Annotated in this window: 12 protein-coding genes; 4 read left to right on the top strand and 8 right to left on the bottom strand. The window is 71.7% G+C overall.

Going from position 1 to position 12011, the window contains the following annotated elements; translation table 11 throughout:
• Positions 1-128: 128 nt before the first annotated feature.
• Positions 129-1154, bottom strand: a complete 1026-nt coding sequence (locus L3i22_RS22025; RefSeq protein ID WP_221328843.1) for an SMP-30/gluconolactonase/LRE family protein — start codon at positions 1152-1154, stop codon at positions 129-131.
• A 15-nt stretch (positions 1155-1169) separates the two neighbouring features.
• Positions 1170-1646 (bottom strand): hypothetical protein, encoded by a 477-nt coding sequence (locus L3i22_RS22020; RefSeq protein WP_221328842.1) that lies wholly within the window; start codon positions 1644-1646, stop codon positions 1170-1172.
• A gap of 217 nt (positions 1647-1863) precedes the next feature.
• On the opposite strand from L3i22_RS22020, the gene L3i22_RS22015 reads away from it, so the two are divergent.
• Entirely contained in the window at positions 1864-2706 is an 843-nt protein-coding gene (locus tag L3i22_RS22015; RefSeq protein ID WP_221328841.1) for an aspartyl/asparaginyl beta-hydroxylase domain-containing protein, read from the top strand.
• Between the two features lie 55 nt (positions 2707-2761).
• Here L3i22_RS22015 and L3i22_RS22010 read toward each other — a convergent pair whose 3' ends face one another.
• Entirely contained in the window at positions 2762-3619 is an 858-nt protein-coding gene (locus L3i22_RS22010; RefSeq protein WP_221328840.1) for an aldo/keto reductase, read from the bottom strand.
• A 172-nt stretch (positions 3620-3791) separates the two neighbouring features.
• On the opposite strand from L3i22_RS22010, the gene L3i22_RS22005 reads away from it, so the two are divergent.
• A complete protein-coding gene (locus L3i22_RS22005; RefSeq protein ID WP_221328839.1) occupies positions 3792-4202 on the top strand; it encodes a VOC family protein in 411 nt (136 codons plus the stop codon).
• An 8-nt stretch (positions 4203-4210) separates the two neighbouring features.
• Here the strand turns inward: L3i22_RS22005 and L3i22_RS22000 are convergent, their stop codons facing one another.
• Both L3i22_RS22000 and L3i22_RS21995 read right to left on the bottom strand, forming a co-directional pair.
• Positions 4211-4600 carry a nuclear transport factor 2 family protein gene (locus tag L3i22_RS22000; protein ID WP_221328838.1) on the bottom strand — a complete coding sequence of 130 codons (390 nt, stop codon included), beginning with the start codon at positions 4598-4600 and terminating at the stop codon, positions 4211-4213.
• Positions 4600-6138 (bottom strand): aldehyde dehydrogenase, encoded by a 1539-nt coding sequence (locus L3i22_RS21995; protein WP_221328837.1) that lies wholly within the window; start codon positions 6136-6138, stop codon positions 4600-4602. The genes L3i22_RS22000 and L3i22_RS21995 overlap by 1 nt, the downstream gene beginning before the upstream one ends.
• A gap of 231 nt (positions 6139-6369) precedes the next feature.
• Between L3i22_RS21995 and L3i22_RS21990 the strand changes: the two genes are divergently transcribed.
• Positions 6370-7347, top strand: a complete 978-nt coding sequence (locus L3i22_RS21990; protein ID WP_221328836.1) for a helix-turn-helix domain-containing protein — start codon at positions 6370-6372, stop codon at positions 7345-7347.
• A gap of 2 nt (positions 7348-7349) precedes the next feature.
• On the opposite strand, the gene L3i22_RS21985 is transcribed toward L3i22_RS21990, so the two are convergent.
• Genes L3i22_RS21985 through L3i22_RS21975 form a run of 3 tightly spaced genes read right to left on the bottom strand, consistent with a single transcriptional unit; the run spans position 7350 to position 11035 of the window.
• A complete protein-coding gene (locus L3i22_RS21985) occupies positions 7350-8861 on the bottom strand; it encodes a sugar ABC transporter ATP-binding protein (RefSeq protein WP_221328835.1) in 1512 nt (503 codons plus the stop codon).
• Positions 8862-8863: 2 nt separating this feature from the next.
• Positions 8864-9949, bottom strand: coding sequence for a sugar ABC transporter substrate-binding protein (locus L3i22_RS21980; protein WP_221328834.1), 1086 nt, complete (start codon positions 9947-9949; stop codon positions 8864-8866).
• Between the two features lie 12 nt (positions 9950-9961).
• Positions 9962-11035 carry an ABC transporter permease gene (locus L3i22_RS21975; RefSeq protein WP_221328833.1) on the bottom strand — a complete coding sequence of 358 codons (1074 nt, stop codon included), beginning with the start codon at positions 11033-11035 and terminating at the stop codon, positions 9962-9964.
• Between the two features lie 161 nt (positions 11036-11196).
• Between L3i22_RS21975 and L3i22_RS21970 the strand changes: the two genes are divergently transcribed.
• Entirely contained in the window at positions 11197-12000 is an 804-nt protein-coding gene (locus L3i22_RS21970) for an SDR family NAD(P)-dependent oxidoreductase (protein ID WP_221328832.1), read from the top strand.
• The last annotated feature ends 11 nt before the right edge of the window (positions 12001-12011 follow it).

Raw genomic sequence — 12011 nt, 5'->3', positions numbered from 1 at the left:
TTGCCGGGCACGGCAGGCGCTTCCGGCAAGGCCGCCGATGGTTGCGGTCCGCCATTGCTTTGGTACGGGGTGAGCCGGTTCACCCCGTACCGAAAGCCGGTCTTGATCTTGATCTGGATTTGCCGCGTTCAGCAGACGGACACGAGGTGGATCACGGAGGGGTCTGCGCTGAAGAAGCTGAACAGGTCGAGGGCGGCCAGCCGGCAGGCGCCCGGCCGGGTCGCGATGTCGAACGAGCGCTGGTCGCCGTCGGCGGGGTCGCCGTCGACCGGGTCGAGGCGGCGCAGGACCTGCCCGGTGCGCACGTCCACCACGGCGACATAACCGAAGTCCTGCCGGGCCTGGAAGTCGCCGCCGCCGACGTAGAGTTCGCCGCGCGGGCCGAAGGCCAGATCGCCGGCGTTCAGGACCTGGGTGACCAGCCGGCCGTCGGCGTCGAAGTCGAGCGGTTGCCCGGTGCGCATCGCTCGCCGGACGGCGTCGTGGCCGAAGCGGTGGATCTCGCCGGTTCGCGACGTGTCCTGGCCGGCGCCGAGTCCGACGTACAGGTTCTGCCGGCTGTCCAGGGCGATCCCGCCGGGGTCGCCGGGGATGCGGGCCACCAGCGGCCGGGTGGTGCCGCGGGCGACGTCGAGCACCTCGACGGAGCCGGTGAACGTGCCGAAGGTCTCGCCCTGTCCCATCAGGAACAGGTCGTCGTTCCAGAATTCGCCGCCGATCGAGTACGGGAACGTTCCGGTGCGCACCGCCGTGCCTCCGGTCAGGGGCATGCGGAAGACGGCGCCGTTGAACGCCGGGTCCGGGTACTTGGAGCCGCCCGCGCCGCCGCCGAGGAGCACCTGCCGGCCGTCCGGGTCGACCGTGACGAAAGCCGGGTCGGTGCCGCCCAGGAATGATTCCGGGAGCGTGCCGATCGGCCGGAACCGGGTCGAATTCGGGGCGACCTGAATGCTTACGGTGAATCCGTCGAAAACGACGATGCGTCCGTCCGGCGCGTAATTGAAAAGGGTGAAGTACGAGCCGGTGGCGGGCTCGGGAACCACAATTGCCGACTGAGACGTGTCGGCATGGGCCGGGAGGGCCCACGGTTCGACCAGCACGATCGCGACGAGGATGAGCAGCGCGTATCGCAAGCGCCGGGAAAGCTCGATCATGGGTACGTCATCTCCCTATGCGTGGAATCCGAGGGAGGCGACGAACGTGAAGTTCTGCGAGATGTTGACCAGCCGGGTGACCACGAAATCGTCGTAGAGCCCGGGTGGCACATCGGTGTCGATCTCGACCTTGAAGCTCACGAAAAACGGCGCGGTGTGGCCGGCCAGGTTGACCGTCAGGTCCTTGCGGTTGTTGTCGGCGGTGCCCAGCCGGGCGCTGGTGAGGACCACCTCGTTCGCGTGGAACGGCTGGGCCGGATCCGGCACGAACAGGGTGACCGTCAGCTCGTGCCCCGGGTAGCCGGCGAACGTCTGCACGTCCTCGGTGCGCACGCTCAGCACGGTGGTGTCCGGGCCGGCCGGGTCGGTCTTGACCAGCGTGACCGGCAGTTCGACGGCGAGGCCGCTGTAGGACGCGTCGCCGTAGATTCCCGGTTCGTCGCCGAGGTGGACACGGCCGCGCCAGATCATTTCCGGTTCCGAGCTCAGCATCGTCTGTTTCCCTTTCCGGCACGCGCGATCAATGGACGGCAACCGATGCTCCGGTGTCAGGTTGAAGCGCGTGGCGGCCGGTTGGCAAGCGCCGGGCCGATCGATGGAGGCAACATCCGACTATTCGGGCCGGGCGCACCCGGTCACTTGTTCCGAATAGGGATCAAGAGCATAATCCGCGAAGGTATCGTACATTTCCCGGAAATGGATTCTCGCTATGACGGGCACCGGCGCCTGCCTGCTGGCACCCGGCTTCGGCGCGGCAGAGCTGGAGCGGGACGCGCAGACCGCGATCCACATTATCGGCGACATTCGAGCGGCCGTGCCGGAATTGGCCGGCTGGATCAACTTCCCGCTGCTGAACCAGACCGGGACGGGAAATGATCTGATTCTCGAGGCCTATCCCGGCCCGGCCCGCCCCACCGAGTACGCGGACCGGCTGCCGGCGGCGATGAGCGTCGTGCGGCGGCTGACCCGGGCCGGCTACGACTTCAGTCATGCCCGGGTCGCCGTGCTCCCCGGCCGGGAGGTGCTCCGCCCGCACGTCGACATGTACCCCGCGGTCCGGCTGATCGTCGCGCTGAACGAGCAGGACGACGACTTCCGGCACGTCTTCGACGACGATGTGATCGCGATGCGGCCCGGCGAGGTCTGGGGCGTCGACGGGACCCAGTGCCACGGCGCGGCGAACGTCGCACCGTCGGGGACGCGGGTGGCGCTGCTGCTGGACGCGCGGCCGGGCAGCGGGCCGGGGCTCGGCGCGGGCGCCTGGCGGATCCCGGCGGGGCGCAGGCTCCGGCGCTCGGCGTGGACGGCGGCCGCGCGCGAACGGCGGCGGGCCCGCTTCCGCGGCCTCGCCGGGACGCACGGCCTGGCGGCGGCGGAGAAGGAGTGGCACTTCCTGGCGTTCGAGTTCGACCTCCGGGCCGCCGACGCGTACGGGGAGTTGATCGCGCTCTACGACGACCTCGCGGCGGGCGCCCGGGATCCGCGGGCGCGGCGGGAGTTGCGCGGCCGATCCGAGTACTGGACCAAACACTCCTGCGTGTGCGTGGCGTAGTGCGCCGCCCTGGGCGACCCCGGATGAGGTCGCCGCGGGCGGGCGCGGGCGGTGGTCAGTCGACGCGGCGGCCGCCGAGCCACTTGACCATTGCCGGGTCGCGGTGGTCGAAGAACTGCGACGTGCCCAGGTCCAGGGCCGCGATCCGGGTCATCTCGTCGTCGGTGAGCTCGAAGTCGAAGACGGCCAGGTTCTCGGCCATCCGCTCGGGGCGCACCGACTTGGGGATCACCACGACCTCACGCTGGATGAGCCAGCGCAGCACGACCTGCGCGACGGATTTGCCGTGGCCCGCGCCGATCTTGGCCAGGATCGGGTTGGTGAACAGGTCGTTCTTGCCCTCGGCGAACGGCCCCCACGATTCGATCCGCACGCCGTGCTCGGTCAGCAGCGGCTGGTAGTCGGCCCGCTGGAAGAACGGGTGCACCTCGATCTGGTTGACCGCCGGGGTGATGTCGTTGTGCTGGACGAGGTCGACGAGCCGGTCGGGGTAGAAGTTCGAGACGCCGATCGCCTTGATCAGGCCCGCGCCGTACAGCTTCTGCATGGCGTGCCAGGAGCTGTAGTAGTCGCCCAGCGGCTGGTGGATCAGATACAGGTCGAGGTAGTCCAGGCCGAGCTTGCTCAGCGACTTGTCGAACTCGCGCTTGGCGGTCTCCTCGCCGGTGTGCTGGATCCACAGCTTGGTGGTGATGAACAGCTGCTCGCGCGGGATGCCACTGGCGGCGATCGCCCGGCCGACCGCTTCCTCGTTGCCGTAGGAGGCCGCCGTGTCGATGGCCCGGTACCCGGCGGCGAGCGCGTCGGTGACGACCTGTTCGGTCTGTTCATCGGGCACCTGGAAAACCCCGAAACCGAGAATCGGCATGTGTACGCCGTTGTTCAGGGTGACCTCGGGAATGCTGACAGACATGGGTGAATCCTTCCGATCCGGATGCCGACCTCTGCCACGTTAGGCAGCCGCCGCGGCACGAGGGGGTCCCTGCCATTACCCCTCAACGCCGTGCCCCTCAGTCGCCGGCCCGATACTCTTGCGGATCTTCGCGATCCTTGCGGATGTCGAGCTGCCGGCCTTTGGAGAATTGTTGAGTTCAGTCATCAACCACATCACCGTCGACTGCGTCGGTGACCCCTACGACCTGGCGCAGTTCTGGAGTGCGGTCACCGGCAACCCGCTCAGCGATGACGACTACCCCGGCGACCCGGAGGCCTCCGTGATCCCGCCGGCCGGTGCCGGTCCGGTGATGCTCTTCGTCCGGGTGCCCGACGCCAAGACGGTGAAGAACCGGATGCACGTGGATATCAAACCCGCCGATCGCACCCGCGACGAGGAGGTCACCCGCCTTCTGGACGCCGGCGCCCGCCTCGTCTCCGACCGGCGCAGGCCGGACGGCACCGGCTGGGTCGTGCTCGGCGACCCGGAGGGCAACGAGTTCTGCGTCGAGCGCTCCGACGCCGAACGCCTCGGCCGGCGATCCGAGGACGCGGGGATCTGACCGAGGGCTCAGGTGAGCGCGGCGGCGACCAGGTGGGTGTCGGCGTACTGCTCGAAGCGCACCACCAGGCCGGCGTCGAACGTCCAGTGGTGCACGAAGCGCGCCGCCATCGCCTTGCCGCTGGCCCGGTACGTGCCGGAGTAGGTGCCGAACGCGACCACCTCGGCGCCGGCGCTCACGTAGTGCTCGGGCACGACCCGGTAGTCCGCCCACTCCGCGGTGATCCGCTCGAAGACGTGGTGCTGGACGGCCGCCGGGCCGATGTAGGTGCCCGCGTACGGGAACCCGGCCATCTCGATCCAGCGGACCTTCGACGACAGGGGTGCCAGCATCCCGGCGAGGTCGCCGGCGGCGGATGCCGCGTAGTGCTCCTGGACCGCCTGCAACGGCGTACGCATCAATGCTCCTCGGATTTTTCAGCCCGCAGATTCAGGAAGACGCCCTTGAGCTCGGTGTAGGCGTCGATCGCGGCGGGACCCATCTCGCGGCCGAGGCCGCTGGACCGGAACCCGCCCCACGGGCCGGCGGCGTCGGGCACGTGCAGCATGTTGACGAAGATCGAGCCGGCCCGCACGGCGGCCGCGAGCCGGTGGGCGGTGCTCACGTCCCGGGTCCACACCGACGCGGCCAGGCCGTAGTCGGTGTCGTTGGCCCGGGCCGCCAGGTCGTCGGCGTCGTCGTAGGCGAGCACCGGGATCACCGGGCCGAAGATCTCCTCGCGGGCCAGGGCCATGTCGTCGCGCACGCCGGTGAACACGGTCGGCTCGTAGAAGTAGCCGGCGCTCAGCTCGCCCTCGGCGCGCCGTCCCCCGGTCACCAGTTCGGCGCCGTCCGCGACGCCTCGCCGGACGTGCTCGTCGACGCCGGTCAGGTGTTCCTGGGTGATCAGCGGGCCGAGGTCGGTGCCCGGGGCCAGGCCGGGCCCGAGCCGCAGGCCGGCGGCCAGGGCGGCGGTCTTCTCGACGAACTCGTCGACCCGGGCGCGGTCGACGTAGAAGCGCGAGTACGCCGCGCAGACCTGCCCGCTGTTGAACAGGGCGCCCTGCACGGCGCCCTGCACGGCCGCGTCGAGGCCGGCGTCCCGGGCGACGATCATCGGGGCCTTGCCGCCGAGCTCCAGCGTCGTGCGGGTGAGGTGCTCCGCGCTCACCCGCAGGATCTCCCGGCCCACGGCGGTCGAGCCGGTGAACGACACCTTGTCCACGCCCGGGTGGCGGGTCAGCGCCCGGCCCACCTCGGGGCCGCCGGTGACCAGGTTGAGCACGCCGGGCGGGAAGCCGGCCTCCCGGCACAGCTCCACCAGCCGGACGGTGGTCAGCGGGGTCTGCTCGGCCGGTTTGATGATCACGGTGTTGCCGCAGGCCAGCGCGGGCGCCAGCTTCCAGGCGGCGATCATCATCGGGAAGTTCCAGGGCGTGATCAGGGCGCACACGCCGACGGGCTCGCGCCGGGTGTAGTGCAGGACGCCGGGGTCGGCGACCGGGCCGGCGCTGCCGTGGATCTTGGTGGGCCAGCCGGCGAAGTACCGGAAGTGCTCGGCGGTCGCGGCGACGCTGACGGTGCGGGCCACGCCGATCGGCTGGCCGTTGTCGAGGGTCTCCAGCCGGGCGAGTTCGTCGGCGTGCGCCTCGATCAGGTCCGCGACCCGCCAGAGCAGCCGGGCCAGGGCCGGCCTGGGCAGCTCGGCCCAGGCCGGGTCGGTGAGCGCGGCGCGCGCGGCCCGCACGGCGTCGTCGACGTCGGCCTCGGAGGCAGCCGCGACGGCGGCGAGGATCCGGCCGTCGGCGGGGTTGCGGGTCGCGAACGCCGCGCCGGTCGAGCCCGCCCGCCAGTGCGGGCCGATCAGCAGCGCCGTGGCGGGGACCTGGCCGCCGGGTTCGTCGCCCGTCACCGGCCCGGCCGGGAATCCGCCGGACCGCTGCACCGTCGTGGACATCGCGTGGGCCCTCCGGTCGGGACGGGCGCGCCGTGCGAGCGCCGTCCCTGGAGTCTGCGGCCGGGCGCCGGGACCCGCTTGTTCCTGGGAGGACTGGGCTTGTCTGTGGGTCATCGACCGCCGGACGGCACCACTCTGGCGTCGCGGGGCCGACGATTATAGGTTGCGTACTCGGCAGTCTGGCGACACGGTGATTGGAGTCTCGTGTCTACTCTGTTACGCACGACCGAGGTGAGTCCTGCGGATCGGGCCGACTTCTGGCGTACGGCCGCGTCGAAGTCCTTCGTGGACCTGAGTTTCACGGTGCCGGATCCGATCAACTTCCGCGGCGAGATCATCACCGAGACCATCGGCGGGGTGACGGTCAGCCGGGTCACCGCCGCGGCGCACACGGCGGTGCGCACCGAGCGGCACATCGCCCGCGCCCACGACGACGGCTTCTACAAGCTCAGCATGCCGGTCCGCGGCTACGTCCTGATCAGTCAGGACGGCCGGGAGGCGCCGCTGCTGCCGGGCGACCTGGCGATCTACGACACCAGCCGGCCGTACCAGGTGGCCTTCGGCGACACCTGTCAGATGCTGGTGCTGATGTTCCCGCACCGCGACCTGCGGCTGTCCCAGCGGGCGATGGGCGATCTGACCGCGCGCCGGGTCTCCGGACGCCACGGCATCGGCGGGCTGGTCACGCCCCTGCTGGTCAACCTGGTGTCGCAGATCGAGGAGCTCGGCACGTTCACCGCGCCCCGGCTGGCCGACAACCTCGTCGACCTGCTCACCACGCTCTACGCCGAGCAGCTCGGCGAGGCGGCCCGGCCGAGCGACGCGATGCAGGTGCTGCTGATGCGGATCCGGGCGTTCATCGCGGCGAACCTCGACGACGCCGACCTGACCCCGGACGCGATCGCCGCGGCGTGCCACGTCTCGACCGGGTACCTGCACAAGCTGTTCCGGGCCACCGGCACGTCGGTGGGGCGCTACATCCGGGATCGCCGGCTCGAGCAGTGCCGGCGCGACCTGCTCGACCCGGGGCAGCTGGACACCGCGGTGAGCACCATCGGGGCGCACTGGGGGTTTCTGGACGCGGCCCATTTCAGCCGGACGTTCAAGGCGACGTACGGCGTCTCCCCGCGCGAGTACCGGCTCAGCCGCGACGTGTTCGGTCACGTCGAGATGGCGGCGGCCGCCGACGACGACCCCGGCCCGCGCTGACCTCAGGTCGTGGCGTTCATCTGTTCCAGCAGCGTGTGCCGGTCGAGCCGATCGCCGGACAGTTCCGCGGCCACCCGGCCGCGGCGCAGCACCACGACCCGGTCGCACAGGTTCACCAGCTCGTCGAGGTCGGTGGAGCAGATCAGCGTCACCCGGCCGGCGCCGGCCGCCCGGATCAGCCGGTGGATCTCCGCCTTCGCGCCGACGTCGACGCCGCGGGTGGGGTCGTCCAGCAGCAGCACCGACGGTGCCGCCTCGAACCACTTGGCCAGCACCACCTTCTGCTGGTTGCCGCCGGAGAGCAGCCCGGCCGGCTCGTCGACGCTCGTGGTCCGCACCGCCAGCGCCGCGATCTGGCGCCGGGCGCGCCCACGCAGCCGCGCCCGGCGGATCAGGGCGCCGTCGCGGGCCAGCGAGACCGACCGGACCTGGGCGATGTTGATCCAGATCGGCTTGTCCGGCATCAGCCCGAACTGCCGGTCGCCGGCGACCAGCGCGATGCCGCTGCGCACCGCGCCGCGCAGGTTCCGGGGCAGACGCCCGCGCCGGCGCCGCTGGTCCGGGTCGCCGGGCAGCCGCAGCCGGCCGGTGGCGCCCCGGTGCTGGCCGGACAGGACCCGCAGCAGGTCGCTGTGGCCGGCGCCGACCACCCCGGCCAGTCCGACGATCTCGCCCGGCCGGGCGTGGACGGTGACGCCGTGCAGGATGCCGGGCAGGGTGATCTGCTCGGCGGACAGTGCCGGACCGGCCTCGGCCGCGACGGTCGCCCGCGCGGCCGGGGCGGGCGCCGGCGGGCGGTCGCCGAGCATCGCGGCGACGATGCGTTCGACGCTCATGTCGGCGCGCCGGGCGGCGGCGACCACGACGGCGCCGTCGCGCAGCACGGTGATCCGGTCGCTGACCGCGAGCACCTCCTCCAGGATGTGACTGACGAACAGCACGCCCACCCGGCGGTCGCGCAGGGCGCGCAGCACGTGCAGCAGCCGCTGCGAGCCGGCCTCGTCGAGCGCCGAGGTCGGCTCGTCGAGGACCAGCACGCGCGGATTCGTCAGCAACGCCTTGGCGATCTCGACCAGCTGACGTTGCGCCAGGGGCAGCGAGCCGACCAGGGCGCGGGGTGAGACGTGCAGGCCGAGCTCGGCGAGCACCGGCTCGGCCCGGGCGGTCATCGCGGGACGGTCGAAAACGCCGTACCGAAGAATCTCTCTTTTGGTGTAAAGGTTGGCCAGCACGTCGAGGTCGGGGAAGAGATTGAGCTCCTGGGAGACCACCGCGACGCCGTGGCGGGCGGCGTCGGCGGTGTCGCGGAACCGGGCCGGGGCGCCGTCGATCAGGATCCGGCCCGCGTCCGGGCGCACCGCACCGGTCAGGATCTTGACCAGGGTCGACTTGCCGGCGCCGTTCTCGCCGAGCAGGGCGTGCACGGTGCCGGCGGCGATCCGCAGGTCACAGCCGTTGAGCGCGGTGATGCCGCCGTAGGTTTTGCGCAGGCCGGTGGCCTCGATGACGGGCACGGCTAGTTCGCCTCGGACAGCGGCTTGAGCGGCGGGTTCGCGAGTTGCTCGGCGATCTCCGGTTTGAAGTACTCGGCCCGGGTCTGCGGGCTCACCTGCCGGGCCGCGATGCTGTCCACGTTGCTCTTGTCGACCAGCAGGTTGCCCGAGTTCCACCAGCCCTGCGGGATCGGCGTGCAGGTGCGCTTGGCCTGGATCAGCAGGTGGATCGCGATGTAGCCCTTCATCCAGTGCTCCGGGGAGGACAGCGCGAAGACCGAACCGGACTGGACCGCGGCGACGGCCTCCGGGGGCAGATCCGCCGAGCCGGCCAGGAACGTCCGGCCGGTCTGCTTCTTGATCAGGGGCAGCGAGACGCCGTCCTGGCCGCCGACGCCGATGAACGCGGCCGCGTCGGGGTGCGCCTGGGTCAGGCTCTTCCACGCGTTGTAGTTCTCGGTCGGCTGGGACTTGCTGTCGTAGGGACCGCTGACCTTCATCCCGGGCAGCTTGCTCTTGAGCACCGACTGCACGCCGTCCATGCGCTGCACCAGCAGCGGCAGCGACGGGATGTCGTTGCCGAGCACCACCTCGCCGGTGGCGGGCGGATTCTGCTTCACGAACGCCTCGCCGAGCAGCACGCCCAGCGCGGTGTTGCTGTTGCCGATGTACGTCTTGACGTCGGTGCCCGCCGGTGGCGCGGCGTCCACCGCGATCACCGGGGTCCCGGCGGCGGTCGCCTCGTTGAGCGGCCGGACGAACAGGTCCGGGGCGACGGTCTGGTACGCGATGCCGTCGCTCGCCGTCTTCGAGGCGGACTGGAACAGCGCCACCGCCTTGGGCCCGTCGACGCTGGTCGGGGCGACCTCGTTGAGTTTGACGTTGCCGTCCTCGTCGGCGGCCGCCTTGGCGCCCAGGGCCATCTCCTGGAACGGGTTCTGGTCGGTCGAGGCGTACACGAAGGCCAGGTTCAGTTTGCTCTTGGCGGTGTCGCAGCCACCGCCCGCGGCGTCGCCCGAGCCGCCCGAGTCGCAGCCGGCCAGCGCGAGCAGGCCGGCCGTGGCGCAGATGCCCAGCCGGGTCGCGGTACGCGAGATATCTGTCCGCATCGGGGTGTCCTTTCACTGTGCACGGAGGCCGGCCTCCTTGCGGCGCCGGACGAGGCTGTCGATGCCGACGGCCACCAGGATCACCAGGCCGGTGGCGAAGGCACTCCAGTTGGCCGGGATGCTGAAGTAGGTCAGGCCGGCGGCCACGACGTTGAGCAGGACCGCCCCGCAGACCGCGCCGATCACGGTGGCCGTCCCGCCGCGCAGGGCCGTGCCGCCGATCACCGCGGCGGCGATGGCCTGCAGCTCGAAACCGGTGCCGATGGTGGGGTCGCCGGAGGTGAAGTAGGCCAGGCCCAGGCAGCCGCCGATGCCGGCGAGCACGCCGACCAGCACCAGCACCAGCATGCGTACGCGGGCCACCGAGATGCCGGCGAACGCGGCCGCCTCCGGGTTGGAGCCGACCGCCAGCACCCGGTAGCCGAACGGGGTGTGGTGCAGCACCACGCCGAGCACCAGCGCCGCGACCGCCAGCACGAGCACGCTGATCGGCAGGCCGGCCACCTCGCCGCCCAGCACGGTGAAGAACGAGTCGTCCAGCGGCAGGCCGACCACCTGCTGGCCGCTGGTCAGCGCGATGGCCAGGCCACGGAAGACCGACAGGGTCGCCAGGGTCGCGACGATCGTCGGGATCCGGATGAAGGTCACCACTGTCGCGTTCACCAGGCCCAGCACCGCGCCGCAGGCGACCCCGAGACCGGCGGCGACCCAGGCATTCACGCCGTGCGCGATCAGCAGCGCGGTCGCGATCAGGCACAGGCCGAACTGCGAACCCACCGACAGGTCGATCTCGCGCATCGCCACCAGGTACGACATGCCGATCGCCAGCAGCCCGACATAGGTCGAGGCCTGCAGGATGTCGAGCAGCTGGGCGGGTTTCAGAAAGGTCGGGTGGGCCGCGCCCACCAGGCCGGCGAGCACCACGGTCGCGAGCACCACGCTGGCGGCCGGCGCCCGCAGGGCCCGGCGCAGCAACGCGACCAGCGCCCGCGGGGCGCGCCGCAGCAACGCGGCCGGCTCGGGCGGCGGCGCGGGCGCCGGTGCGCCGGCGCTCGGCGCCGTCGTCGAGGTGCTGTCTGTGTTCACGCCGACCTCGCCTGGTGCGGGATTTTCGTAGCGGACCGCCGTCAGCGTGGGCGATGAGCCCGGCGGCGCGCTTGACTCTGTCTGCTCAGCGCTTGTCGGCCAGTGCCCGGCCGTGCGCCGGGCATCGCCCGCGACCGGGTGGCGTTCCTAACCTCGGGTCCGTGGACGACAGGAAACGCTTCACCGGGCGGACCGTGCTGGTGACCGGGGCCGGCACCGGCATCGGCGCGGCGCTGTGCCGGCGCGTCGCCGGCGAGGGCGCCAACCTGGTGCTCACCGGCCGCCGGGAGGCACCGCTCCAGCAGGTCGCCGCGAGCCTGCCCGGCCCGTCGGTCGTGGTGCCGGCCGACGTGGCCGTCGCCGAGCAGGCCGAGGCCGTGGTGGCCGCCGGGGTCGAGGCGTTCGGCACGCTGGACGTCGTGGTGGCCAACGCCGGCGGGCACGTTCCCGGCGCGGCCGCGGACGTCGGCGACGCCGCCTGGCGCTACAGCCTGCATGCCAACCTCGACAGCGCGTTCGTCACCGTCCGGGCCGCGCTCCCCCACCTGATCCGCGCCCGGGGCGCGGTCGTGGTGGTCTCCTCGATCGCCGGGCTGTTCGCCGGGCCGGGCGTGGTCGGCTACGTGACCGGCAAGCACGCCCTGATCGGGCTGACCCGGTCGCTGGCTCGTGACTACGGGCGCTTCGGGGTGCGGGCCAACGCGGTCTGTCCCGGCTGGGTGCGCACCGCGATGGCCGACGAGCAGATGGACGACCTGGGCCGCCGGCGGGGCCTGGACCGCGACCAGGCGTACGCCCTGGTCGCCAAGGACACCCCGCTGGCCCGGGTGGCCGAGCCCGAGGAGATCGCCGCGGTCATCGCGTTCCTCGCCTCCCCCGAGGCGTCGGCGATGACCGGGTCGGTGGTGGTCGCCGACTGCGGCGCCGGCGCGGTCGACCTGCCCACGCTCGCCTTCGCCGACTGAGGACGGAACCC

Origin of the sequence: Actinoplanes sp. L3-i22, assembly GCF_019704555.1 — a bacterium.
Classification (GTDB): Bacteria; Actinomycetota; Actinomycetes; order Mycobacteriales; family Micromonosporaceae; genus Actinoplanes.
The sequence above is the reverse complement of the archived record's forward strand: the minus strand, read 5'-3'. Positions and strand labels throughout refer to the sequence as shown.

Coding starts and splice junctions, on each gene's coding strand:
- L3i22_RS22025 (WP_221328843.1), bottom strand. CDS start 1,154: ATGATCGAGCTTTCCCGGCGCTTGCGATACGCGCTGCTCATCCTCGTC.
- L3i22_RS22020 (WP_221328842.1), bottom strand. CDS start 1,646: ATGCTGAGCTCGGAACCGGAAATGATCTGGCGCGGCCGTGTCCACCTC.
- L3i22_RS22015 (WP_221328841.1), top strand. CDS start 1,864: ATGACGGGCACCGGCGCCTGCCTGCTGGCACCCGGCTTCGGCGCGGCA.
- L3i22_RS22010 (WP_221328840.1), bottom strand. CDS start 3,619: ATGTCTGTCAGCATTCCCGAGGTCACCCTGAACAACGGCGTACACATG.
- L3i22_RS22000 (WP_221328838.1), bottom strand. CDS start 4,600: ATGCGTACGCCGTTGCAGGCGGTCCAGGAGCACTACGCGGCATCCGCC.
- L3i22_RS21995 (WP_221328837.1), bottom strand. CDS start 6,138: ATGTCCACGACGGTGCAGCGGTCCGGCGGATTCCCGGCCGGGCCGGTG.
- L3i22_RS21980 (WP_221328834.1), bottom strand. CDS start 9,949: ATGCGGACAGATATCTCGCGTACCGCGACCCGGCTGGGCATCTGCGCC.